Origin of the sequence: Thermococcus sp. CX2 (assembly GCF_012027555.1) — an archaeon.
In the GTDB taxonomy this organism is placed as follows: Archaea; Methanobacteriota_B; Thermococci; order Thermococcales; family Thermococcaceae; genus Thermococcus.
This window is the reverse complement of the sequence record NZ_SNUQ01000002.1, coordinates 345,658-368,407: the sequence shown is the minus strand read 5'-3', so window position 1 is coordinate 368,407 and position 22,750 is coordinate 345,658. Positions and strand designations below refer to the sequence as shown.

Below are 22,750 nucleotides of genomic sequence, written 5' to 3'. Positions count from 1 at the left end.
ACGGAAAAAGTTAAATCATCTGCGATATTAAATTTTTTCCGGTGGTGGCAATGGTGAAGATAGAGGTCGTTGATATTGAGAAGCCCGAGGGCGTTGAGGTAATAATCGGACAGGGCAACTTCTCAATATTCACCGTTGATGACCTTGCCAAGGCCCTGCTCACAACGGTTCCGGGAATAAAGTTTGGTATAGCCATGAACGAGGCCAAACCTCAGCTGACACGCTTCACTGGCAACGACGAGGAGCTTGAGAAGCTCGCCGCCAAGAACGCCCTTAAGATAGGCGCGGGGCATGTCTTCGTGATCCTGATGAAAAACGCTTTTCCGATAAACGTTCTCAACACTATCAAGAACCACCCGACGGTTGCCATGGTTTATGGCGCCAGCGAAAATCCTTTCCAGGTGATAGTAGCTGAAACCGAACTCGGAAGATCCGTTCTTGGAGTTGTGGACGGGAAGGCTGCCAACAAGATTGAAACTGAGGAGCAGAAGGCCGAGAGGCGCGAGCTCGTTGAGAAGATAGGCTACAAGATAGACTGAAAGCTTTTTATCGTCCTCCTCTTCTTCAGTTTTTGGTGATCCGATGAGGCTGGCTTTTATCACTTCTAATCCTGGTAAGGTTGAGGAGGCACGGAAGTACTTTGAACCTCTGGGCGTTGAAGTTTATCAGCTCAGGGTTGAGTATCCAGAGATACAAGCGGAGACTCTTGAGGAAGTTGCTCTTTTCGGTCTCGAGTGGCTGAGCAGGAAGCTGAAGGAACCATTCTTCCTCGATGATTCAGGGCTCTTCGTTGAGGCCCTCGGCGGATTTCCGGGTGTCTACTCCGCTTACGTTTACAAAACGCTGGGCAACGAGGGACTGCTCAAGCTCTTGGAGGGCGTTGAGAACAGGAAGGCATACTTCAAGAGCGTCGTTGCTTACTGGGACGGGGAGGCCCACCTCTTCACGGGAGTCGTTCACGGGGAGATAATCCACGAGAAGAGGGGGGACATGGGCTTTGGCTTTGACCCAATATTCAGACCTTCAGGTTTCGAAAAAACTTTTGCCGAAATGACAACCGCCGAAAAGAACAGAATATCACACAGAGGTCGGGCGCTTAAGGCTTTTTCAGAGTGGCTAAAGGAAAACCTTAAATAAGCATATCCTACCAAGTTTTATGATTGCAGTTGGATAAGTGACGAAGGGGGTCGCGATGGTTTCCTCACTCGATGCCACCGATATGAAGCTGTTGAAGGAACTTAAGGAAAACGCCAGGGAGAACATAGCCTCGCTCAGCAAGAAGCTGGGTATCCCGAGGACCACCGTCCACTACCGCATCAAAAAGCTCGTGGACGAGGGAGTAATCGAGAAGTTCACAGTTAAGCCGAACTACAAAAAGCTTAACCTTGGCACTACAGCATTCATCCTCGCCAGATACGAGCCCGACTCAGGATTAAGTCAGCGCGAAGTGGCCGAGAGAATAGCGGCCCTCGATGGTGTCTACGAAGTCCACATAATAGCGGGAGAGTGGGATCTGCTCATTAAGGTTCGCGCCCCCTCATCCGAGGAGGTTGGAAAGATAGTCGTGGACAGGCTGAGGGAGATAAAGGGAGTGGGCCAGACCGTAACGATGGTCTCCTTCGTTACCGTGAAGGAGGAACTGTAAAAGCCTGGGGGCGATGATTGGCGTTCTCCTTTCTGATTTTATGATGATGCGAGGTTTCCTGAGCCCTACATGACGCAGCACTCGTAGATTATCTCGACTTCCCTTACAGTTTTTGCCCATTCGATAACTTTTCTTGGTGGATTTGTCAGTCTGTCAATGCCAGCCAGAACTGCCCTCCTGTCGAAATCTACGCGCCACTTCCCTAAGGGTCTCATGCATCCTATGCTGAGCTCGCCGTCGAACTTCTTCCTTGCGTATTCAACAACCCTGATGGCTTCATCAACGCTCGGTTTCTGAACCCCCTCCATCTCCGTGCCCTTCGTTGGGATGAGCACATCGAGGACGATGACGTCTATCGGGTACTGAAGGAGCATGTCTATTGCCTTGTACTCCCAGTGAATCCTCCCGAAGTCGAGGCCTATGGTTATGTGCGGCGCAACGCGAACGCCGGCCTCGCTCAGCAGGTCGAGGATTCTGAGGTAGTCCTCGACGGTCTTGTCTATCCTGTAAACGCGCCTTATAACATCGTTATCGCCGACGAAGTCGAGGGAAACGACGTCAACGTATTTGACCCACTCCAAATCGCTCTCGTCTATGAATCCAACGTGGGCGTTGAGCTTTAAGCTCGTCCTCCTCTTTATTTCCTTCAGCTCGTCCGCGTACTTATCCAGTGGTACCTTCAACCTGGAATCCATGCCGCCGCTGAGGAGACAGCCGGTATAGCCTTCCTTTTCCAGATTCATACAGTAGTCGAGGAGCTCCCTTCGCGCGGGTTTTCTCATCCTCTCCAGATAGTGCCTCCCGCAGTGGGCGCAGTTAAGGGAGCAGTAGTTGCCCGTGAGTGAGATTGAGGGAAATTTGATGCCTGGGATGTAGATCTTCAGCTTTTTTCGTTCTGCCATTTAAACCACCTCGCAGAACAGGGGGTTGCAGGGGGCGGAGCCCCCTCCGGTGTTTAGAAAAGAAGGAAGGGCCTGGGAAACGTAGTTTCCCGGTTCACGTGGAGTAAAGCCCCACATCCGGGGGGAGGGGGTTAGCAAGGACGTGGGGGGTGAAACCCCCCGGTCCTGCGAGGGGAACTTGATGCCGGGGATGTAGATTTTGAGCTTCTTCCTTGATGTCATTCAACCACCTCTATAGAACGGGGGTTGCAGGGGGCAGAGTCTACTCGGAAAGTTTGATAGCCATTTTTCATTGGTTGAGGCCTCCCAGGATGAACCCACTCTGCTGGTTCTGGCGAGTTCAAAAAACGTTGAAGCCGAAGTTAAAAACCCTTACTGGCCAATAATGTGGAAAAGAAAGAGAACAGCTCAGAAGAACGGGTTCCTGAACTTCCTGCCCGGATAGTACGCGATGCCCTCGAGCTCCTCTTCGATCCTGATGAGCTGGTTGTACTTGGCGTTCCTGTCGCTCCTGGCTGGAGCACCGGTCTTTATCTGGCCGGCGTTAAGGGCAACGGCAAGGTCTGCTATGGTAGCATCCTCGGTCTCTCCACTCCTGTGGGAGACGACGACGCCGTAGCCAGCCCTAAAGGCTGTGTAGGCGGCATCTATGGCCTCGCTCAGCGTTCCAATCTGGTTGACCTTGAGGAGGAGCGCGTTGGCGGCACCCATCTCGATGCCCTTCCTTATCCTCTTCGGGTTGGTGACGAAGAGGTCGTCGCCGACTATCTGTATCTTGCCGCCGAGCTCTTTGGTGATGAGCTTGAAGCCCTCCCAGTCCTCCTCCTGGAACGGGTCCTCGATGGAAACTATCGGATAGCTCGAGACGAGCTCCTTGTAGAGGTCAACGAGCTCTTCCCTCGTGTACTCCTTGCCGGCAACGACGTACTTGCCGATGTCCGGGTGGTAGAACTCGCTGGATGCGGCATCTATAGCCAGGGCAATCTCGTCGCCGGGCTTGTAGCCAGCCTCCTCGATGGCCTTTATGAGGGTCTCGAGGGGCTCGGTAACCTCTTTCATTGGCGGTGCGAAGCCACCCTCGTCTCCAACGTTTATTGCACCCTTGCCGTACTTCTCGGCTATGACGCTCTTAAGAACGTGGTAGGTCTCGCTGACCCACATTATGGCCTCCCTGAAGGAGGCTGCACCAACGGGCATTATCATGAACTCCTGGAAGTCGAGCTCGTTTCCAGCGTGAACGCCGCCGTTGATGACGTTGCTCATTGGAACGGGCATTACGTAGGCGTTGGTTCCGCCTATGTACTGGTAAAGCGGAAGGCCGAGGGCGTTGGCGGCGGCCTTAGCAACGGCCAGAGAAACGCCGAGGATAGCGTTTGCACCGAGGTTGCTCTTGTTCTCGGTGCCGTCGAGCTCGAGCATGAGCATATCGATGTCTCTCTGCCAGGTGACGTCCATTCCGATGAGCTCGGGGGCGATTATCTTGTTTACGTTCTCGACTGCCCTTCTAACACCTTTCCCGTGGTAGCGCTTTCCTCCGTCGCGAAGCTCAAGGGCCTCGTGGGTTCCGGTGGAAGCGCCACTCGGAACGGCCGCCCTTCCCATGCTTATCGGCGTGTAGACTTCGACCTCGACAGTCGGGTTTCCCCTGCTGTCGAGTATCTCCCTTGCTATAACGGCAGTTATCTCAAAGGGATTCTCCATAGCAATCACCTCGGGTGATATTGGCCGCCCACCATATAAAGCTTTTAGCTTCGAACCTTGCTGAAGAGATAGATAGGCGTATATATTTTGAGGACAATTAATTGCTGGTGAGAGAATGAAAAATGTGTTAGTTCTTGCTGTCCTGCTGATGTTTGCATTCACTCCGCTCGCTTGGGCCTGCATGAGTCCTGCTGATGCCTACGCCGTGGAGGTTGTTCTTAACAAGCCGGGGATAGTTTACAGGCCGTATCCACCATTTGCCGCCCTCCACAACGCACTGATTGAAAACGGCACTTTCATCTACCGCTCGCACTACGACAAAAGGCTCGCTGTCATCCTCTGGAACGCCAGCGACGGTCCCCACCTCAGGATGGAGATTCCGATGGAGTGGAGAGATGTTGGGGTAAGCCAAACGGCATTCAACGCTTCCCTTCTGATAACGGGTGAAGCCCTCGAAAAGCTGAGGGAAGACGGTTGGAGAACTGAGGACAACTTAACTTTCACCAGAGGCAACGTAACAATAACACTGACGCCGCTGAGCGGTGGAGAGTGCACAACTGATGCCGACTGCGCCACGGGTGGCTGTTCTGGGGAAGTCTGCGCGCTAAGGGCTGAGGCGTCCAAGATAGTGACTCCCTGCGTCTACCGTGAGTGGTACAGCTGCCTCGGGATGACCTCCTGCGGCTGCCTGAACGGAGTCTGCACCTGGAAGCCGAACCCGGCATTTGAATCCTGCCTGAGGGAGCACGGGATTGATCCTGAGAAAGTTATCCGGGCGGGTCCCGTGAGGGTGGAGGTTGAAGCTTACGACATGGAGCCTGGAGAGGTTGAAGCCGCCGTTAAGGATTTTCTCTTGGCCTTTGGTGTTGACTGCAACCCGGCGCTGACATTCATGGAACCCATGAGTGGAAGGCTCGTTCCTGTGGTTGATCCCTCCGAGGTGAACTTCTCCGAGGCGGTGAAGGTCGAGCTCCAGTGGCTGCGGGAGAACGGCGTATTGGAGATGAGTGACGAAGACATAGCGGCGATAGCAAAAATTGCAAAGCCGGGGAAGGCTGGGCCGAACTCCCACATTGGCTGGTACGAGACGAAGAACGGCACCTACGCGTGGATACCGTACGATGAGAGCTCCAACCCCATGCTGGTCAGGTGCATCACCGATAAGGCACCCACCTACGACCTTCCAAACGGAACGGCCTATGTTGGTCCAACAATAACCCAGCCTCCATCCACAGATGCTACCACGTCGACGGAGAGTTCACCAAACGGCGGGATATGTGGTCCCGCCTTAATCGTTGGGCTGTCGTTGGCTGTCCTCCTGCGGAAGAGGTGAGCTTTTAAACCTCATCTCCAACTTTTCACCATGGACTGGAAAAGACGGCTTCGTGAAGAGGGTTTTCTCGAGCTGGATGGCTTTAGGGTGGAGCTGAGTCTGGACAACACTTTCATGGACTTGGACTACATACCAAGGATAATCGTCTACGACTACGAGAACGGAAAGTGGCACGTGTTAAGGAACCCTATCGAGGGAGGTTCCAGCTTCGAAGAGCTCTGGGACAATGCCGTGGAAACACTTGAGCGCATAGTTAACGGTGAAGAGGAGCCCATTTTTGGAGAGGAAGAAGTGGGAAAGCGGTTCATAGAGTCCTTAAAAGCCCTGAGGGACTAGTGGTCTGGAGAGGGCCTTTTTGAGTTTCATTTTTGAACTTTTCCAGTGGAAACGAAGCCCCTTCGAAACCTTTGTTGGGATGTCTCTGGAATAGTGAATATTTTTACGGATGCTCGGAAAAACGCTTAAAGCTTGGCTAAGCTCCAAAAAGAGGCCGTGGATTTTCCGGTAGAGTTCTCATTTCTGGGGGAAAAGGTCTAAAATACCTTTCACCGTTGGTAGTATCAGGTGGTACCGATGGCCCATGAGATTGATGTTGCCAAGTACATAGACCACACCAACCTTAAGCCCTACGCTACTGAGGAGGACATAATCAAGCTCTGCGACGAAGCAAAGGAGTACGGCTTCTACGCCGTCTGCGTCAACCCTTACCGTGTTAAGCTAGCCAAAGAGCGGCTCAAGGGGAGCGGTGTCAAAGTCGCGACGGTCATAGGCTTCCCCCTGGGGGCAACACCCACCGAGGTGAAGGTCTTCGAGGCGAGGAAAGCCCTTGAGGACGGTGCCGATGAGCTGGATATGGTGATAAACATTGGCGCGCTGAAGGACAAAAACTACGACTACGTCAAAAAGGACATAGAAGAAGTCGTGAAGGTCGCCCACGAGAGGGGGGCGATAGTGAAGGTCATCATCGAGACCTGCTATCTGAGCGAGGAAGAGAAGGTTAAGGCCTGTGAGCTGGCGAAGGAGGCTGGAGCGGACTTTGTTAAGACCTCCACGGGCTTTGGAACCGGTGGGGCAACGGTAGAGGACGTCAGGCTGATGAGGAAGGTAGTCGGCCCAGAGATGGGTGTCAAAGCATCTGGAGGAATCAGAACCTACGAGCAGGCCCTTGCCATGATAGAGGCCGGTGCGAACAGGATCGGAACCTCGAGCGGTGTAAAAATCGCGGAGGGGGCAAGGAGTGCAGGAAGTTAGGGATATCCTCCAGAGGGCCATCCAGGAACTTAAGACGGAGGGCCTCGAGCCTGACATTCTCCTCGTTGGCCCGGGATTTTTGAAGCACTCAGCCGAATTTCTGAGTCAATGCGGGCTCAAGATTTACAGGATAGAAGAGCTGGGCTACGATGCAGTCGTCGCGGACTCCAAGTATCTCGGCCAGATAAAGCGGGCATCAAGGAGAATCTCCGTGGAACCCCTGCTTGAAGAGAACAAAATGTGGGAAGAAATAAAGAGGTTGGAAGTTTAAATGAGATCCTCGACTTCCGGATATCTCTTCTTTATTGCCTGTGCAAGTCCCGTGCCAACGAGCACTCCGGTAACGGCCTGAACGATATTTGCCGGCACTTCCTGATAAGCCGCCACGACTCCGAACATGTAGGCCTCGAAGAGGAAGTATCCTGATATCATGATTATTCCGCCGACGATGCCCGCGATGACGAGGGTTGAGACGTTGTCGCTTCTCTTGGCGAGGTATCCGACAGCTAAGCCCTCGAGTCCCTTGACTACGAGCGTTATCGGCGCCCATCCTGGGTAGCCGGCTAGGACATCCCCCAGGGCCGAACCGACTCCACCCGCGAAGACTCCAACCACTGGCCCAAAAACCATCGCCGCGAACATGACCATCGTGTCACCGAAGTTGAGGTAGCCCCCGGTGGCAGGAATCGTTACCGTGACGAAGGCCGTTGTAACGCCGACAACTGCCGCCATCATCGCCGATATCGCCATCACGTTGGCGCTCCTGAACTTCTTCCTGTTGGCCCAGAGGTAGGCGAGGTAGACTATGATTGCTCCTCCGAGCACGTAGGGTACGTAAGGCTTGAGCATCTCAGTTAGGTCTGCCATGGCTTACCACCTGGAGAGTTCAATTACAACTTTATAAAAAAGTTTGGGAAGAAGAGATTCACTTGAGAGCGGCCTTGAGGGCCTCCTCGAAGATCTCCATTGCCACGTCTATCTCTTCCTTGGTTATGATGAGTGGCGGGATGAACCTTATGCTGTTGTCGCCGCAGCCGAGGAGAATAAGCCCGCGCTTGACGGCCTCCTTGACGATTCTGTCCCTCAGCCCTGGATTCTTCTCCTTGGTGTCCTTGTTCTTGACTATCTCGACCGCCTGGGCAAGTCCGAGACCGCGGGCGTCGCCGATGACTTCATAGTGCTCCTCGAACTCCTTGAGGTACTTGTGGAGATAGTCGCCGACCTCCTGGACGTGCGGGAGGAGCTCCTTGACTATCTCCACCACCTCTATTCCGGCCGCTATTGCCACTGGGTTGCCGCCGAAGGTCGAGGCGTGCCTTCCTGGCTTGTCGAAGGCGATATCTGCTCTGTGGACGACACCAGCGAGCGGAATTCCACCGCCTATGGCCTTTCCGAACTGGATGGTGTCCGGGGCAACATCGAAGTGTTCAATGGCCCAGAACCTGCCCGTCCTTCCGACGCCCATCTGAACCTCGTCGTCAGCTAGGAGTATTCCGTAGTTGTCAGCCAGCTTCTTGAGCTCCCTGAAGAAGTTCTTCGGCGGGACAACGTAGCCGCCCTCACCCTGGATGGGCTCGAAGACTATGGCGCCAACCTCTTCGGGTGGAACGTGCCTGAACACGTACTCCTCGATGAACTCGATTACCCTGTTAACGAGCTCGTCCGGCTCGGCATAGCCGTCGATGTGCCAGGGGTTCCTGTAGGGGTTCGGATAGGGTACGTGCTCGACGCCGGGCATGGTCGGGAAGAAGCGCTCCTGCTGGACCCACTTGCTCGCGGTCAAGCTCAGAACGGCCTGGGTCCTGCCGTGGAAGGCGTGATAGAAGGCTATGAACCTCTTCCTGCCGGTGCCGTACTTGACGAGCTTCATCATGGCCTCGTTGGCTTCCGCACCGCTGTTCTGGTAGACGACCTTCTTTGGGAAGTCGCCTGGAGCCAGTTCGGCAAGCTTCTGGGCGAGTATGACAGCGTTCTCGTAGAAGAAGTCGTTCAGAGCGAAGTGAGTGAACTTCTCGGCCTGCCTCTTGACGGCCTCAACTACGCGCGGGTGGACGTGGCCGACGTTGAGAACACCGACGCCGCTTCCGAAGTCGTAGAAGACGTTTCCATCGACGTCGTAGACGAGTATGCCATCACCATGGTCGATGACTATTGGGAGGGTCTCGGGGTCCTGGGTGGTAACTGCCAGAGCCTCGAAGTTCTTCTTTATTATCTCCTGAGCCTTCGGCCCGGGGAGCTCCTTAACATTTGGCCTAATCGCCATCATGAATCACCGATGGGAGAAGGAACTCCCCCTATATAATTCTATGTTCATCAATGAACACTTTTGGTCGAAGAATTTTCGGAGAAATCCCTTGATAAATGCCGATGTATACAGACTACTTCATTCCTCAAGAACTGAGTTCAAATGGAACAAATAAAGAAAAATGCTCACTCCAGGCTCTTCCCGTTCCACTCCTCGAGGAGCTCCTTCGCTGAGTTCGCCGCTATGGCACCCTGGCCAACCGCTACCGCTATCTGCTTGAAGACGTTGGTGATGTCTCCAGCAGCGAAGATGCCCTTGACCTTGGTGCGCATGTGCATATCAACCGGAATGTAGCCGTACTCGTCGGTTATGCCGAGGTGCTTGACGAAGTCGGTCTTCGGCTCGTAGCCTATGAAGATGAAGACACCGTCAACGGCCATCTCCGTCTCCTCGCCGGTCTTGATGTTCTTGAGCCTCACCGCTTCGACCTTGTTGGTTCCCTTAATCTCCGTAACGACGGTGTTGAGTATCGTTGGAATGCCGCTCTCCTTGAACCTGTCCTGTAGTATCTTGTCGGCCCTGAACTTGTCGCGCCTGTGGACGAGAGTGACGTCAACACCGATGCTCTTCAGGTAGAGGGCCTCCTGCAAAGCGGTGTTTCCGCCGCCCACAACTATTACCTTCTTGCCCTTGAAGAGCGGGCCGTCGCAGGTGGCACAGTAGCTGACTCCCCTGCCGGTGAACTCGGCCTCGCCTGGAACGTTGAGCTTCCTCGGAGCGGCTCCGACGGCTATGATTACGGTTCTGCCCTTGTACTCCTTTCCGTTCTTGGTCCTGACCACGAACTTGCACGGGCCCTCGTAGTAGGCACAGTCCGTTGGGTCTATCCTCTCGACCTCGTCGAAGATTATCTCAACGCCGAGCTTCTTGACGTGCTCGTGCATCCTGTTGGTTAATTCCGAGCCGCTGATGCCCTCCGGGAAGCCGGGGTAGTTCTCTATGAGGTCCGTCAGTGCCATGTTTCCGCCGAGGTCCTTGCTGATTATCAGCGTCTCCAGTCCGAAGCGTGCCGCGTATATCGCTGCGGTGAAGCCAGCCGGTCCCGCTCCTATGATGAGCACGTCCCAGGTCTTTTTCTCGTACTCGCCTCCGCGTGAAAATCCTCCCAGACTGAACATATACCTCACCTCCTGGCTTAGCTAACATGGGTTATTTAAAAGCATTATTGCCCACTAGTGTGTATTTGGTCATATTACCGCCCAGACCTTTACCTCTCCCTCGGGCGTCTCATCGCCTTGCTCGACGATGATTGGGGTTTTATCATGGACATCGCTCCCCAACGGAACGTCGAGGGTCAGCTCGACGGTGTATTCTCCGTGTCCCTCGAGGAGAACTTCCCTTTTGAGGGCCCGCTTAAAGCTCCTCGGGTCTGCAACGCGTCTGTCTGAGATTACGATGAGCTTCTCCCTCAGGAACTTCCTCTCGAAGTCGCCCCCTTCCTTCGTGTATATTAGCCTCTCCGTTACCTTTGGCTTCTCCTTCTTCAGCTCCACCTTGGCTCCGCGGTTCTTTTGGATGGAAACGTAGAGCCTCCCATGGATTTCCCACTCGTTCGTCTCCAGGTGAAGGTGCGCGAATTCCATGTCCTTGGAGACCTCCAAGGAAGTCTTCTCCATGCTTATCCTGTACGAGGGGATTATTGGAATTATGAGGATTCCATCGAACTCGGGGTCTTTGACAAGGTATGCTGGGACGTCTATAAGGGCCTCCTCGGCCTTGTTAATCAGCAAAGAGAACCTTTCGGGCTTCAGCTCTATTCTATCCGTCTCGATTTCCTCAGATTCTGTGAATTTTCTCTCGATGCTGTAGTGCCTGCTCCTCCCGGAGCTCGACCATCTTCCCTTAAGCGTGAACCTCCCCTTAACGAGCCTCATCCTCTTTGGAAGAATTAGCTCGTTTCCCTCAATCCTGAGGGCTTCCCTGAACCTCTCCGCCCTCTGCTTAGCTGTCCCCACCTGGTAGTGACCCCAGAGGATAATGGCTAATACAATGAACAGAATGAAGAAGAAAAGGAACAACTCCGGATCCATGCAACCACCGATGGGAGTTGCTCCTTAAAACGATAAACCTTTCCTTCACACCAGCGAGACGTCCCTGTCGAGTATCAGGTGCAGCGTGTAGCCGCTGAACGCTGCGAAGCCGAGGAAGAGGGCCTCCTCCGTGCTCATTCCAAGGCCGAAAGCGCCTAAGGCAAACGCGAGCAGGCCGTACACCATTGCGAAGAGCAGGCTGTGGACTATCCCTCTGTGCCCCGGCATTATTGCGGTGAACCCGTACCACGCCACCACTCCGGCAACCGCCCCGATGATCCACGCTAGGATGACGTTCTCCCACTCCGGCCCTATGTGAATCATGTCCACCGTTCTCAGGTAGACCACGCTGCCCACGAGGACTGAAACTATGGGCTTCGTCCCGCGGTGGATGAGGGCGTTTGGATGATCCATGTCCGGAAGGTCGCTCCCCAGGACGTAGAGAGCGTAGCCTAGGATCATCGCTATCGGAGTGAAATGGAAGGGGACGCCGTAGTTTTTGAGGAGCAACGCCACCGCAACCGCGAGGGGGTAGGTTATTATCCCCGCCAGCACGTGCTCCTCGTAGTTCATTCCTTGGCGTCCTCCCTTTCTGCATCTTCCTCGAGGAACTTTCTCACGTATTCTGGAACCTTGTAGTTGCCCTTGGGGTCGCCGACCAGGAAGCCGAGCCTTATGAGCTCGTTAAGCTGGTCATAGACCTGTATTCCAGGCCTCTTGACTTCCTTGGCTATCTGGATGTAGCTTACCGGCCCGCCGTTGAACTTGAAGACTATCGTCTCAACGAGGTCTTTGTAGTTCTTGGGAATCCTCGTGAGGTACTCCTCCAGGCTCTTCGGCTCCTCAAGGATGGTCGTAACCACGTAGTCGTCTATTGGGTCGAACTTGTGTTTGGCCGCCTCGCTGAGCACGTAGTGGAGGAGCCTTAGAATCTGCCTCGGGTTGCCCTTTCCGAGCTCGTGGATGAGCTTTATTGCCCCCTCAGTGAAGGGATACAGCGGGTCGTCCGTGTCCCGTATCCTAACGCGGTTAAGCCTCTTCTTGACGAGCTCGTAGGCTTCATCCAGGCTCATGGGCCTGAGCTTGAACTCGTAGTGGAGGCGCATGAAGAAGGCGGGGAATATCTTTGTGTACTCTTCGTAGGCTTCCGGAACGCAGGCGAAGGCCACTATGCAACCCCTGGGCATGTTGCTTATGAAGTGCCTCAGCATCTCAAAGAACTGTATCTTCTCCTGTTCCCTTGCCGTCTGCATGTTTTCAAGCTCATCGAGGAGGAGGGCGCAGTAGGAATATTTACTCATCTGCTCCGTGAGGAGCTCCGCTATGTCCCTGCTCTTGTACTCTTGGCTTGAGCTGAGCATCTTTTCGAGCCTATCTATGAAGCCAAGCTTCCTGGAGAGGTTCTCGAGGAAGATGTTCGTCCTGCTCTTCGGCGGCTTGAGGGCGTAGAAGATATCGCGCGTGAGTTTGAGGATGTCGTTGGTGTCGACCTTGACGTAGATGGCCTTTCCGTGGTTTTCTTCTATCGCCTTGGCAATGCTCTTGAGGCGCTGGGTCTTTCCCATTCCAAGGGGGCCGACTATAGACAGCGCTATGGAGCTCTTGTTGCCGAGCACCTCTGAGATTATCATCTGGAGGCGCATGTCGATTTCCTGGTAGACGTGTATGCCCTCGACGTCCTGTATTCCTTCGCTTGCGAGCTGCTCAAAGGGGTTTCGAGAAAGGCCGTATATTTCGTATGACTGGTATGGGTAAAGCTTAAGGCCGCGGGGTTCCATTTTAACTCACCGCATAGTTTAGGATGGTGAAATATAAAAACTTGCCCATTGGTGAGCAAAAATGACGGTTCTGCTCGTCACGGCTCCCCAAGGACGGGAGGGCGATGCGATACTCGAGCTGGAGTGGGCGCTGGAGAAGGTTAGAGTTAAGGGAACCGACTGGCACGGTGTTTTACTGGCAGAAACTCCCCTCTCCATGGGAGAAGCCCTCGAACGGCTGAAGAACTTCGAGACGCAGGCGATACAGAGGGTGATACCCCTCATGGAACTCGTTCCCGCGAGGAGGGAGGAGATATTCAAAGCTGCCCTGGGGATCGCTGGAGAAAGGTTGAGGGGCACTTTCGCCGTTCGTGCCAAGGTGAGGGGAAACAAAAAGCTCTCCGCGAGGGAAATCGAACGGGAGCTCGGGGCCCTCATAGTCGATGAATTAAGCGCCAAAGTCGATTTGACGAATCCTGACTTCCTCGTTGTCGTTGAAGTTCTCGGAAAGAAAGCAGGGGTGAGCGTTCTAAAGTCAGGGGAGATACTGAAGTTCGAGGTCCATGAGTGAGTTATAAATAGAATGCCTGCAATATAGAAATATGTGGTGCCGACGAACTGCCTGGCTGGTGATCCTGATGGTTATGCTATCCTCCTTAGTCATTCTCTTCAAGCCTTACTTCAAGCGTCCTTTTCCTGGAGGACTCGGAGAAGGCGAGATTAAACTTCCAGAGCCGCGCTTAACCGGCGAGATGAGTGTTGAGGAGGCCATAGTAAAGAGAAGGAGCGTCCGGGACTATACAGATAATCCTATAACCCTCGAACAGCTCTCTCAGCTCCTCTGGGCGGCCCAGGGGATAACACTGAGGTCAAAAGGTTACCGCTCTGCGCCGAGCGCAGGGGCAACGTACCCCTTCGAGGTCTATGTGGTTGTTGGAAACGTCGAGGGCCTCGAGCCTGGAATTTACCATTACGACCCCTCTACCCACAGCCTGAGCATGATCAAAGCTGGAGACTTCAGGGCCGAGCTCCAGAGCGCTGCCCTTGACCAGGAGTGGGTCGGCGATGCGCCTGTGGACATAATTCTCGTCGCATTCTACGAGAGGACTACCAATGTCTACGGCGAGAGGGGAGTCCGCTACGTCCACATGGAAGCCGGGCACATAGGTCAGAACCTCTACCTTCAGGCGACCGCTCTTGGCCTTGGAACGGTCGCGGTCGGAGCCTTCCATGACGACCGCGTGGCGGCGATCCTTGAAACGGAAGGCGCTCCCCTCTACATCTTCCCAGTGGGTGTTCCAGTTGATTGACCACGGGACCCTTGGCTACATGGCCTTCGCCCTCATGAATTTTGCCATGCTCAGCGGGGCATTGATTTTTCTATCAAAAAGACGGGACTTCTGGATCAAGCTTCACATAGTCATTAGCATCATAGCTTACATCCTGATGGTGCTGACGATATGGGTGGTCCGTTAGAGGTTTGGTGTGAATAGCCCGATCTGTAGAAAAGGTGGCAAACTCGAAAAGGGATAAAATATTGGCTCAAAGGGAAGAAAAGGAGAGGTCACTTATTTTCGGCCTTCTTGGCGGCTTCCTTCGCCTTCTTCTGCTCCTCGAGCTTCTTCTTCAGCTCCTCAATTTCCTCCTCCTTGAACCATATGAACTTCTCGTCGTACTTGTCGTAGCTCGCTAGGAGGAACTCGTCGCTCATCTTGAGGGCGTTGGTGGGGCAGACGTCAACGCACTGGCTGCAGAAGACACACCTGCCCGTCCAGAGGGTAACCTTCCTGACCTCTGGGAGGTAAACGAACACTCCCGCTGGGCAGACGGTAACGCACATCCTGCAGCCGACGCACTTGTCCACATCGTAGATGAGCCTTCCCCTGAAGTTCTCTGGAACTGGAACCGGCTCCACCTTGGGGAAGAGGTTGGTGGCTGGCTTCTTTGCAAGGTTCCTGAGGACCGTTGGGATGAGCGGTGAGAGCCTCACATTATCACCTCCATGGCTATGAGGAGGGAGCCAAGGAGAGATGCAGCAAAGACCCTGCCCCAGAGGAAGCTCACCGCTTGGGTGACCTTGAGCCTTCCCGTCGTTGCCCTGAAGATGCTCTGCACTGCGAAGAGCAGGAGGAACACTTTGAGCGTGTGGAAGAGCAGGTCTGCTATGGTCGCGGCATAGCCAGTCAGTCCGAGATAGCCCGATATTCCCCATGGGAAGAATATGGCCACTACCAAGCTGGCGCTTATGAAGGCCTTTAGGGCTTTGGTCAGCTTGAATAAAGCCAGATACCTTCCACTGTACTCGACGAGCAGTCCCTCGGCTATCTCTTCCTCCGCGTCTGGGATGTTGAAGTATCCCACCTCTATCTCGCTCGCCAACCATACGATGAATACGTACAGCAGTATCAGAGCTCCAACGAAGCTCATTGGGGTTCCTATCTCCCATATGTTGTGCTGGTAGAAGACACTCATGCTGAATGGCTTTTCAATGCCGAGCTTGCCGAGGCGCCACATTATTGCGAACACTGCCAGCATCATCGCAGGCTCCCTTGAGACCATTATGGCGGCTTCCCTCGCGGCTCCTATCTTTGCGTAGGGGTTGCCTGAGCTTATCGCTCCGAGTATCTTGAAGAGGCTGAGGAGGGCAAGGAGGTAGATGAAGACTATGACGTCGCCCTTGCTCGTCAAAATCGGCTCGAAGCCCAGGGGTGTGTAAGCGAGGAGCGCTATGGCCGTGGCGAGGCTCAGTACTGGGGCGGCCCTGAACATGAAGTTTGACGTGTTTGGAATTATGGTCTCCTTGCTCGCCAACTTAAAGAAGTCGTAGAGTGGCTGGAGCAGCGGCGGCCCGACCCTGCGCTGCATTCTGGCAACGAGCTTCCTGTCTATTCCTTCCCAGATGAGCGAAGCTAATGAGACGAAGATATAAAGGCCCACCAAACCTGCAACTGGGTAAACGACGCCCGTCATGATGTCCATCCTCATCACCTCGAGCAGCCCAGACCTATGGGTGTCGGGTCTCCCTTTATCTCGGGGTTTATCTCGCGCGTCTTCTTTATTGACTCCCTCAGCAGGTCCCTCTCAGTGAGGATTCTCTTCTTTCCGTCCTTGACTACCGCGACCCTGTCGGTACAGCTGAGGCACGGGTCTATTGAAGCGACGGCAACGACGAAGTCGGCCACCTGGTCGCCGATGACTCCCTTGGCTACTGCGAAGAGGTTCGGGAAGGTCGGCTCCCTCGGCTTCCAGCGGAGCGGCTTATCCGAGCCCTTCTTTCCGCGGACGTAGTGAACCAGCTCTCCCCTTGGTGCCTCGTACCTTCCAATCCCTTCTCCGTCCACGAGAATCCTCAGCTTGGCGGCGAGAACGTTGTCCTTCGGGAAGGTCTTTATCTTTCCGTCGGGCATCTGGTCCAGTGCATGCTCGATGAGCTCAAGGCTCTGCCAGAGCTCGCCGATTCTCACCGCAATCCTGTCGAAGACATCTCCGTGGGGCCTCTCCCCAGTAACGTCCTGCGGCATGATGGGCTTTATTCCCAGGTCTGGGTAAACGCCGAGTCTCTCACTCCACCTCGCGTCGTCCCTGATTCCACTTCCCCTCGCTGTCGGCCCAACGGCTCCCTGCTCCATGGCAACGCGCTTGCTTATGACCGCGCAGTCCCTGAACCTCGCCTCTATCGTTGGGTCATGGAGGAAGACTTCCTCTATCTGGGGCATAACCTCGCGGTAGTACTTTATCATGTCAAGGATTAAGCGCTTCCTCTTCTCGTCAATGTCCCTCCTGACGCCGCCGATGGTTACCATGGAGTAGTTCACCCTGTTTCCGGCCACCGCCTCGAGTACGTCCATGACCCTTTCTCTCGCGAGCCACGTCAGGTGGAGAACCGTGTCGTAGCCTATGTCGTGACCCATCACTCCGAGGTTCAGGAGGTGGGAGTGGATTCTCTCCAGCTCGCCGATGATGGCCCTTATGTACTCGGCCCTCTCTGGAACCTCTATTCCGGCCGCCTCTTCCACTGCCCTGACGTAGGTGTGGTTGTGGGAGAAGGAACATATGCCGCATATCCTCTCGGCGAGGTACATTATCTGGACGTAGTTCCTCCTCATGGCTATCCACTGGAGTCCCCTGAGGTTGTATCCGAGCTTAACGTCCACATCGACTATTCTTTCGCCATCGAGGGTGAGTATGAACTTCTCGGGCTCCTCTAAACCGGGATGAATTGGACCGAAGGGTATCTTGACCCAGTATTCAACGCGCTCGGTCATGGCTTACCACCCCCTCTGCGCAGAAGGTACGGGTGCCCTGCGTTCTTGACCATCTCCTCGCTGATTCCCTTCTCGTCGAGCCTGAGCGGGTAGATTCCCTCTGGGAAGTCCTCTGGGAGGAACAGCCTCCTCTTGTCAGGGGCTCCCTCGAAGTCAAGGCCGACCATTTCCATAACTTCCCTCTCGAACTGGAGGGCTATGGGGAAGATGTCGCTTATGTCTGGCAACGTTGGGTCGTCCTTTGGCACCTTGACCTCCACGAGCAGGGAAACAGCCGGGTCGTCTTCGTAAAACAGCGTCAGGTGGCTCATGAAGCCCAGGGAATCGCCGAAGTCCTGCTCTATGCCTATGGAGTAGTGGGCCTGGGGGTCGAGCTCCATCAGGAAAGCCATAAGTGGTTTATAGTCCTCCCTGCTCACCCTTACCCAGATTCTCTTTCTGCCCAGCTTGTTCTCTCTAATCTCTGCCTCAACGTTGGGGAAGCGAGATTTTATGGCTTCTACAACCTTCTCTTCCTTCGTTGGCTCCTTGGGAGCCTCAATAACGGTGTGAGCTTCATCCATTACTCCTCACCCTCCTCTGGGAGTTCCCCCTTGATTTGAAGCGCGAGCTTCTCCAGTGCTAAAACAACTCCGTGCAGTATCGCCTCTGGCCTCGGTGGGCAGCCGGGGACAAAGACATCAACGGGTATGACCCTGTCGAGCGGTGCGTTAATGAACGGGCTCTCGTAGAACACACTTCCGCCCGTTGGGCACGCTCCAATTGCCATTACGACCTTTGGCTCTGGTGTCTGCTCGTAGACGAGCTTTACCCTCTCCAGGCTCTGGTCGGTCACTGGCCCGGTGACGAGCAGTATGTCAGCGTGCCTCGGTGAGCCGACGAGCTTAACTCCAAAGCGCTCGGCATCGTAGCGCGGCGTCAGTACGGCGATAATCTCAATGTCGCAGCCGTTGCAGCTGCCGCTGTTCACGTGGAAGACCCAGGGAGAGCGCCCAATAAAGCGGCAGAGCTGGGCTATGCGCTTTTCCAGCCTCTCGCGCTCGGAAGTTTCCTTTGTCTCTCTATTGGCCGGAACCTTGATCGCCATTCATTTCACCCCCATATCAGCACCACGGCTATTACAAAGGCCGCCGTTATGATCAGGTACCCCGCGTAGTCCGTCAGCAGGCCGGTGTGCTCCCGCTGGAAGGCCGAGAGTGGCTTCTTGAGGGAGTAGGTCAGTCCCCACATGACGTTCCTGCCCGTGTAGTGGCCCTCAAGGTGCTCGAAGCCCAGGATTACCTTGTCAGGGTCCTCACCGCTGATGAATATCTTCGTCCCTTCTCCGACTTCCCTCGTCCCCATGCCGGATTTAGCGGCCCACCTCTCGAGCAGCCACGCTAAGATGAGTCCGATGATGAAGATGAAGACGAAATAAAGGGCATCCCAGTAGCCGAACATTTCAGGCACCTCCTATGAAGTTGGGTATAACGGCGGTTATGTAGTGGACTTGATCCTTGAGCATGTCAACCGCTGGAATCATGATTTTCTCGCTTATCTGCCACGGGAAGAGACCCATAACGATTATTGCCAGCACTAGAATGATCATTGGCAGGAGCATGGATCCCTCTGGGTCCTTTGCCTCCATGACCCTCTCGCTGGGCTTTCCGAAGAAGGTGTAGAGCACCCTTACGTATGCGGCGGTACAGAAGGCTGTTCCGATTATGGCTATCGCACCGAGCACGGGGTTGAATATTGCTGAGCTTTCATAGATGAGCCACTTGCTCGCGAAGCCGTTGAGGGGCGGCATACCTATGATGGCCGCGGCACCTATCAGGAAGGCAAAGGTTGTCTTTGGCATGGTTTTCGCTATTCCGCTCAGCTCGTTGAGGTTCCTCGTTCCGAGCTCGTGGATGACCGCTCCTGCGACAAGGAAGAGGAGGGCCTTCATGAGGGCGTGGTTGACCGTGTGGTATATCGCTCCAGCCAGGGCTATCTCACCCGCGTTGGTTCCGTAGGCGGCCAGTCCTATTCCGATTCCAAGGAGGATGTAGCCTATCTGCCCGACACTGGAATAGGCGAGAAGCCTCTTTATGTCCGTCTGTATCACGGCCATGGCGTTCCCGACGATGAGGGTTATGCAGGCGAAAACGATGATTACCCATCCGACGGTCTTCATGCCAACGCTCGTCCCGTAGATGCTGAAGAGTATCCTCGCGAGGGCGTAGGTTCCACCCGCCTTTATGACAAGGCCAGAGAGCATCGCGCTTATTGGGCTGGGCGCTGCCGGGTGGGCATCTGCGAGCCACATGTGGACTGGTGAAGCACCGCTCTTGAAGAGCAGGCCGGCTATGAAGAGACTGAGGGCGACTTTGCCAACAACTGTCGGGTTCTCGGCCATCTTGGCCGCGAGGTAGCTCATTGTCAGCGTTCCGTACTGGCCGTAGAGGAGCGCTATAGCTAGGAGTATGAACGAGCTCGCGATCGAGCCGACGAACATGTATTTTATGCCAGCCTCGATGCCCTCCCAGGTGTCAGTCCTGAAGGCAACGAGGGCGTAGCTGGCTATGCTCATTATCTCCAGGAAGACGTAGAAGTTGAAGAGGTCGCCCGTCATCACTATGCCAAGCATTCCGAGCTCGAGGATGAGTATCAGGGTGTAGTACTTCTCCAGGCCGGTGTCGTGCTTCATGTAGCCAATGGAGTAGAGTATTGCCATGAAGGCCACGAAGGTCACGATTAGGATCATTATCGCGCCGAGTAGGTCAACTTCCCAGACGATCCTGATTGGAAAGTCAACGCCCTGCCCGAGCGGGCTTTTGGCGCCAAGGGTGTAGACTAGAACTTTCTTCGTGCTCCAGATGTCGTAGAACACTGCCCCAGCTACTCCCAGTGTTGCGAGGCTCACAATGACGGCCCACGCTTCCCTGGCCTTTCTTCCGAGCAGGCTCACTATTGGCATCGAGAACGCTCCGAAGAGGGGGATTACGATGAGGAACGGGAGCATCATCCTCTCAACCTCCTGAGCTTGTTAACGTCAAGGCTTCCGTAGTGCCTGTAGGCGTTTATCGTGAGGGCCACAGCAAGAGCAAGGACACAGACTCCGATGACTATGCTCGTGAGAACCAGCGCCTGTGGCAGGGGCCCTACCATTGGAGTCCCTTCGAGAGTCTCGTAGCCAGTGTAGATTGGTGCAGTCGAGAGCTTCCCGACTTCCATACGGTAGCCGAGGCTTATGAGGAGCAGGTGTATGCCTGAATCGATTACGTTGAGGGCCAGGATGAGCTTGATTAGGTTGCGCTTGTAAAGGAAGGCGTATATCCCGAGGAACACCATCAGGAAGGCCGTGATGAACTGGAGGGGTATCATTCCTTCCACCTCCTGTAGGCCGCTATGGCCGCCAGAGCGCTCACCAGTCCCGCGAAGACCTTCAGCCCTACCGCCAGGTTCATTATCGGTAGGTATCCAGCCGAGAGGAGCGTTCCAGGCTGGCCGTTGAGGACGGGCCCGTTGTGCCACAGCGTGTTGTAGAAGAACGCCACGCTGAAACCGAGCATCGCTGCGCCGAGGAAGGTGAGGCCACCGATGCTCTCGAGGACTGAGTAAACCTTGTGGTTGTACCTCTTCCTCATCTCACTCAGTCCAAAGGCCAGCAGGAGGAGCACTCCTGCACCGGCTATTGTTGCTCCACCCTGGAAGCCACCGCCTGGGGTGAGGTGCCCATGTGAAACGATGTAGACGCCGAATATCCCTATGAGAGGTATTGTTGTCCTCGCCATGGTTTTGACTATGAGTCCCATGTCGTTACTCTTCATCCTCATCACCCCTCCAGGGTCTCATGAGGGCAACTGCCCCTGCTATGGCAGTGAAAAGGACTGTGGCCTCTCCGAGGGTGTCGTAGCCACGGTAGTCAAAGACTATGTCCGTAACTATGTTGGTTCCACCGGTCTCGTTAACTCCGTGGGTGATGTAGTAGTCGTCGGTGTAGCGCATGTTCTTCCAATCGTCGCCCCCGAGGCCGAACTTGAGGCCGTAGTCGGGATTGGCCACGTAGAGGAGGACACCGAGGATGAACAGCAGTGAGAGGAAGGCTAAACTCCTCCTCATGGTGCCTCACGCTCCCATCTCTCGGTCTTTGCAATTCCATACACCACTATGGCGGTAACCACGCCGGCTCCGACGGCCGCTTCGGCTATAGCGACGTCAGGGGCGTGGAGCATGTAGAACTCTAAGCTGAGGAGAAGGCTCATCGCAGCCGAAGCTAAAGCCGCGCTCAGCAGGTCCCTAAATGTTATTGTGAGGTAAGCCGTGACCAGTATGCCGATCAGGATTCCGAACTGAATAATGGCATCCACGGTGAGGACGTTCATTCCGCACCACCCCGGAGCTTTTCCTCATAGGCGTCTACGACGGCCTGTGCAGGCTTCACACCGCTGAGATGGGCGGCCTTGGCTATGGCGTGGGCTCCAGTTGGGTTCGTCAGCAGGAGGGCTATCAAAGCGACGACGCTGTGGAGGGTCATCTGGAGGTACTTTGGATCGCCGGTTATTCTGAGCTCGTTTAACGCGTGAACTACCACTGCCAAAACCGCGAATATGGTACCAAAGGTAGTGCACTTGGTCGCACCGTGAAGTCTGGTGTACACGTCGGGGAACCTGTGGAGGGCGAAGCTGCCCAGCAGGTTGAAGGCTATGTTAATGCCGAGGAATGCGTAGATCAGATAGGTCACGTAATCGGTCATTTCAATCCCCCCTGTAGGTATCTCGCTATGGCGAGGGTTCCGATGTAGCTCAGAATGGCGTAGACTATCGCGATGTCAATGTAAATCGTCCTGTCGTAGGCCGCTCCGAGGAGGACCATTCCTGCCACTACGAGCGTGTTGAGCGTGTCAACGCCGACGACCCTGTCCGGAACGGTGGGGCCAAGGAGAACCCTAAGCACCGCGATGAAGGCTCCGACCATTATTATTAGGGCTGAGTAGAAGAACACCGGCGCTATCATCTTCCTAACCTCCTTGCCCATTTTTCAAAGGGGCCCGCTACTGGCTCCGAGCTCTCCGGGTGTGGGTCCGTCACGTTTATCCAGTGGACGTAGAGGGCCTTCTCCTCTGGGCAGGCATCTATCGTGAGGGTTCCTGGCGTGAGGGTTATCGAGTTGCTCATTATCGTGTACTGGGCGTCGTTTTCTAAGTCGACCGGGATGCGGACGATGCCGGGCTTTATCTTGCCGGTAATGACACGGTAAGCAACGTCGAAGTTGGCCTTGACCATGCCCCAGAAGAGCGGGCCGATGGAGTAGATTGTGAACTCTATCCATTTTACTGGGTTGAGGAATCTTCCGGCTTTCTCGCCGATGATGTTTCTGGTAGCGTAGGCCACGATTGCCGAGAATATAACTCCTGCGATGAGTTCTTCTGCGCTCCACAGCATCCCGTTGCTTCCTGCGGTGAGGACCAGCCACAGGATGTAACACCACACGAAAGCTGCAATGAATGCCATATTTCTCCCACCCCAACGTTTGGTTCTAAACACTATTTTACGGTTTTGTTTACCCGCCTTCCAAGGGGTAATTGGGCGCCCGCT

33 protein-coding genes are annotated in these 22,750 nt (G+C 54.7%); 10 read left to right on the top strand and 23 right to left on the bottom strand.

From position 1 onward, the window contains the following. The first annotated feature begins 50 nt into the window (after positions 1 to 50). From E3E23_RS06260 to E3E23_RS06250, 3 genes are read left to right on the top strand one after another with little or no spacing between them, the layout of a single operon-like run. Positions 51 to 539 carry an adenosine-specific kinase gene (locus E3E23_RS06260; RefSeq protein ID WP_167907514.1) on the top strand — a complete coding sequence of 163 codons (489 nt, stop codon included), beginning with the start codon at positions 51 to 53 and terminating at the stop codon, positions 537 to 539. A 43-nt stretch (positions 540 to 582) separates the two neighbouring features. Beyond that, positions 583 to 1,137 (top strand): XTP/dITP diphosphatase, encoded by a 555-nt coding sequence (locus E3E23_RS06255; protein ID WP_167907219.1) that lies wholly within the window; start codon positions 583 to 585, stop codon positions 1,135 to 1,137. 55 nt (positions 1,138 to 1,192) lie between these two features. After that, a complete protein-coding gene (locus E3E23_RS06250) occupies positions 1,193 to 1,645 on the top strand; it encodes an Lrp/AsnC family transcriptional regulator (protein ID WP_167907512.1) in 453 nt (150 codons plus the stop codon). Between the two features lie 65 nt (positions 1,646 to 1,710). Here the strand turns inward: E3E23_RS06250 and E3E23_RS06245 are convergent, their stop codons facing one another. From E3E23_RS06245 to eno, 3 genes are all read right to left on the bottom strand, one after another. Continuing rightward, entirely contained in the window at positions 1,711 to 2,547 is an 837-nt protein-coding gene (locus tag E3E23_RS06245) for a radical SAM protein (protein ID WP_167907218.1), read from the bottom strand. Then, positions 2,548 to 2,769 carry a hypothetical protein gene (locus tag E3E23_RS06240; protein WP_167907217.1) on the bottom strand — a complete coding sequence of 74 codons (222 nt, stop codon included), beginning with the start codon at positions 2,767 to 2,769 and terminating at the stop codon, positions 2,548 to 2,550. Between the two features lie 186 nt (positions 2,770 to 2,955). Further along, a complete protein-coding gene (eno, locus tag E3E23_RS06235) occupies positions 2,956 to 4,248 on the bottom strand; it encodes a phosphopyruvate hydratase (protein ID WP_167907510.1) in 1,293 nt (430 codons plus the stop codon). Between the two features lie 115 nt (positions 4,249 to 4,363). Here eno and E3E23_RS06230 point away from each other — a divergent pair, with 115 nt between their 5' ends. The 4 genes from E3E23_RS06230 (at position 4,364) to E3E23_RS06215 (ending at position 7,103) form a co-directional block, all read left to right on the top strand. Beyond that, positions 4,364 to 5,581, top strand: coding sequence for a CGP-CTERM-anchored Cys-rich protein (locus E3E23_RS06230; protein ID WP_167907216.1), 1,218 nt, complete (start codon positions 4,364 to 4,366; stop codon positions 5,579 to 5,581). Between the two features lie 30 nt (positions 5,582 to 5,611). Then, a complete protein-coding gene (locus E3E23_RS06225; RefSeq protein WP_167907215.1) occupies positions 5,612 to 5,917 on the top strand; it encodes a hypothetical protein in 306 nt (101 codons plus the stop codon). Positions 5,918 to 6,154: 237 nt separating this feature from the next. Beyond that, a complete protein-coding gene (deoC, locus tag E3E23_RS06220; RefSeq protein ID WP_167907214.1) occupies positions 6,155 to 6,832 on the top strand; it encodes a deoxyribose-phosphate aldolase in 678 nt (225 codons plus the stop codon). Then, positions 6,819 to 7,103: a family 4B encapsulin nanocompartment shell protein gene (locus tag E3E23_RS06215; protein ID WP_167907213.1), complete on the top strand. Its 285-nt coding sequence runs from the start codon at positions 6,819 to 6,821 to the stop codon at positions 7,101 to 7,103. The genes deoC and E3E23_RS06215 overlap by 14 nt, the downstream gene beginning before the upstream one ends. Here the strand turns inward: E3E23_RS06215 and E3E23_RS06210 are convergent. The 6 genes from E3E23_RS06210 to E3E23_RS06185 all read right to left on the bottom strand — a co-directional run bounded on the left by E3E23_RS06210 (position 7,100) and on the right by E3E23_RS06185 (position 12,945). Then, the gene (locus tag E3E23_RS06210; protein WP_167907212.1) at positions 7,100 to 7,699 is read right to left on the bottom strand and encodes an ECF transporter S component; all 600 of its coding nucleotides are present in this window, start codon (positions 7,697 to 7,699) and stop codon (positions 7,100 to 7,102) included. The two genes, E3E23_RS06215 and E3E23_RS06210, sit on opposite strands and share 4 nt — an antisense overlap. A gap of 58 nt (positions 7,700 to 7,757) precedes the next feature. After that, the gene (locus E3E23_RS06205) at positions 7,758 to 9,095 is read right to left on the bottom strand and encodes an ornithine aminotransferase (RefSeq protein WP_167907211.1); all 1,338 of its coding nucleotides are present in this window, start codon (positions 9,093 to 9,095) and stop codon (positions 7,758 to 7,760) included. A gap of 167 nt (positions 9,096 to 9,262) precedes the next feature. After that, complete coding sequence (gene trxB, locus E3E23_RS06200; RefSeq protein ID WP_167907210.1) at positions 9,263 to 10,255, bottom strand: thioredoxin-disulfide reductase; 993 nt, start codon at positions 10,253 to 10,255, stop codon at positions 9,263 to 9,265. 69 nt (positions 10,256 to 10,324) lie between these two features. Then, a complete protein-coding gene (locus tag E3E23_RS06195) occupies positions 10,325 to 11,167 on the bottom strand; it encodes a hypothetical protein (protein ID WP_167907209.1) in 843 nt (280 codons plus the stop codon). 45 nt (positions 11,168 to 11,212) lie between these two features. Beyond that, positions 11,213 to 11,740 carry a metal-dependent hydrolase gene (locus E3E23_RS06190; protein ID WP_167907208.1) on the bottom strand — a complete coding sequence of 176 codons (528 nt, stop codon included), beginning with the start codon at positions 11,738 to 11,740 and terminating at the stop codon, positions 11,213 to 11,215. Next, the gene (locus tag E3E23_RS06185) at positions 11,737 to 12,945 is read right to left on the bottom strand and encodes an AAA family ATPase (protein ID WP_167907207.1); all 1,209 of its coding nucleotides are present in this window, start codon (positions 12,943 to 12,945) and stop codon (positions 11,737 to 11,739) included. Before E3E23_RS06185 ends, E3E23_RS06190 begins: the two co-directional genes overlap by 4 nt. A gap of 61 nt (positions 12,946 to 13,006) precedes the next feature. Between E3E23_RS06185 and E3E23_RS06180 the strand changes: the two genes are divergently transcribed. The 3 genes from E3E23_RS06180 to E3E23_RS06170 all read left to right on the top strand — a co-directional run bounded on the left by E3E23_RS06180 (position 13,007) and on the right by E3E23_RS06170 (position 14,400). Then, positions 13,007 to 13,495 (top strand): THUMP domain-containing protein, encoded by a 489-nt coding sequence (locus E3E23_RS06180; protein WP_167907206.1) that lies wholly within the window; start codon positions 13,007 to 13,009, stop codon positions 13,493 to 13,495. Positions 13,496 to 13,562: 67 nt separating this feature from the next. Continuing rightward, positions 13,563 to 14,234: a SagB/ThcOx family dehydrogenase gene (locus E3E23_RS06175; RefSeq protein WP_240920751.1), complete on the top strand. Its 672-nt coding sequence runs from the start codon at positions 13,563 to 13,565 to the stop codon at positions 14,232 to 14,234. Then, a complete protein-coding gene (locus E3E23_RS06170) occupies positions 14,227 to 14,400 on the top strand; it encodes a hypothetical protein (protein ID WP_167906712.1) in 174 nt (57 codons plus the stop codon). Before E3E23_RS06175 ends, E3E23_RS06170 begins: the two co-directional genes overlap by 8 nt. Positions 14,401 to 14,488: 88 nt before the next feature. On the opposite strand, the gene E3E23_RS06165 is transcribed toward E3E23_RS06170, so the two are convergent. The 14 genes from E3E23_RS06165 to E3E23_RS06100 are packed head-to-tail and all read right to left on the bottom strand — an operon-like array spanning position 14,489 to position 22,666. Further along, a complete protein-coding gene (locus E3E23_RS06165) occupies positions 14,489 to 14,914 on the bottom strand; it encodes a 4Fe-4S dicluster domain-containing protein (protein WP_167907204.1) in 426 nt (141 codons plus the stop codon). Further along, the gene (locus E3E23_RS06160; RefSeq protein ID WP_167907508.1) at positions 14,911 to 15,903 is read right to left on the bottom strand and encodes a respiratory chain complex I subunit 1 family protein; all 993 of its coding nucleotides are present in this window, start codon (positions 15,901 to 15,903) and stop codon (positions 14,911 to 14,913) included. Before E3E23_RS06160 ends, E3E23_RS06165 begins: the two co-directional genes overlap by 4 nt. Positions 15,904 to 15,908: 5 nt before the next feature. Next, positions 15,909 to 17,189: a nickel-dependent hydrogenase large subunit gene (locus E3E23_RS06155; protein ID WP_167907203.1), complete on the bottom strand. Its 1,281-nt coding sequence runs from the start codon at positions 17,187 to 17,189 to the stop codon at positions 15,909 to 15,911. After that, the gene (locus tag E3E23_RS06150; RefSeq protein WP_167907202.1) at positions 17,186 to 17,752 is read right to left on the bottom strand and encodes an NADH-quinone oxidoreductase subunit C; all 567 of its coding nucleotides are present in this window, start codon (positions 17,750 to 17,752) and stop codon (positions 17,186 to 17,188) included. The genes E3E23_RS06155 and E3E23_RS06150 overlap by 4 nt, the downstream gene beginning before the upstream one ends. After that, the gene (locus E3E23_RS06145; RefSeq protein WP_167907201.1) at positions 17,752 to 18,276 is read right to left on the bottom strand and encodes an NADH-quinone oxidoreductase subunit B family protein; all 525 of its coding nucleotides are present in this window, start codon (positions 18,274 to 18,276) and stop codon (positions 17,752 to 17,754) included. The genes E3E23_RS06150 and E3E23_RS06145 overlap by 1 nt, the downstream gene beginning before the upstream one ends. A gap of 5 nt (positions 18,277 to 18,281) precedes the next feature. Next, the gene (locus E3E23_RS06140; protein ID WP_167907200.1) at positions 18,282 to 18,629 is read right to left on the bottom strand and encodes a hydrogenase; all 348 of its coding nucleotides are present in this window, start codon (positions 18,627 to 18,629) and stop codon (positions 18,282 to 18,284) included. A 1-nt stretch (position 18,630) separates the two neighbouring features. Further along, a complete protein-coding gene (locus tag E3E23_RS06135; RefSeq protein ID WP_167907199.1) occupies positions 18,631 to 20,178 on the bottom strand; it encodes a proton-conducting transporter membrane subunit in 1,548 nt (515 codons plus the stop codon). After that, on the bottom strand, positions 20,175 to 20,537 hold the full coding sequence (locus tag E3E23_RS06130; protein WP_167907198.1) for an NADH-quinone oxidoreductase subunit K: 363 nt from the start codon (positions 20,535 to 20,537) through the stop codon (positions 20,175 to 20,177). Before E3E23_RS06130 ends, E3E23_RS06135 begins: the two co-directional genes overlap by 4 nt. Beyond that, positions 20,534 to 20,983: a Na(+)/H(+) antiporter subunit B gene (locus tag E3E23_RS06125; protein ID WP_167907506.1), complete on the bottom strand. Its 450-nt coding sequence runs from the start codon at positions 20,981 to 20,983 to the stop codon at positions 20,534 to 20,536. The genes E3E23_RS06130 and E3E23_RS06125 overlap by 4 nt, the downstream gene beginning before the upstream one ends. Further along, entirely contained in the window at positions 20,973 to 21,275 is a 303-nt protein-coding gene (gene mbhE / locus E3E23_RS06120; RefSeq protein ID WP_167907197.1) for a hydrogen gas-evolving membrane-bound hydrogenase subunit E, read from the bottom strand. Before mbhE ends, E3E23_RS06125 begins: the two co-directional genes overlap by 11 nt. Next, on the bottom strand, positions 21,272 to 21,538 hold the full coding sequence (locus E3E23_RS06115) for a DUF4040 domain-containing protein (RefSeq protein WP_167907196.1): 267 nt from the start codon (positions 21,536 to 21,538) through the stop codon (positions 21,272 to 21,274). The genes mbhE and E3E23_RS06115 overlap by 4 nt, the downstream gene beginning before the upstream one ends. Continuing rightward, on the bottom strand, positions 21,535 to 21,909 hold the full coding sequence (mnhG, locus tag E3E23_RS06110; protein WP_167907195.1) for a monovalent cation/H(+) antiporter subunit G: 375 nt from the start codon (positions 21,907 to 21,909) through the stop codon (positions 21,535 to 21,537). Before mnhG ends, E3E23_RS06115 begins: the two co-directional genes overlap by 4 nt. Further along, complete coding sequence (locus E3E23_RS06105; protein WP_167907194.1) at positions 21,906 to 22,169, bottom strand: cation:proton antiporter; 264 nt, start codon at positions 22,167 to 22,169, stop codon at positions 21,906 to 21,908. Before E3E23_RS06105 ends, mnhG begins: the two co-directional genes overlap by 4 nt. Next, complete coding sequence (locus tag E3E23_RS06100; protein ID WP_167907193.1) at positions 22,166 to 22,666, bottom strand: monovalent cation/H+ antiporter subunit E; 501 nt, start codon at positions 22,664 to 22,666, stop codon at positions 22,166 to 22,168. The genes E3E23_RS06105 and E3E23_RS06100 overlap by 4 nt, the downstream gene beginning before the upstream one ends. Positions 22,667 to 22,750 lie beyond the last annotated feature (84 nt).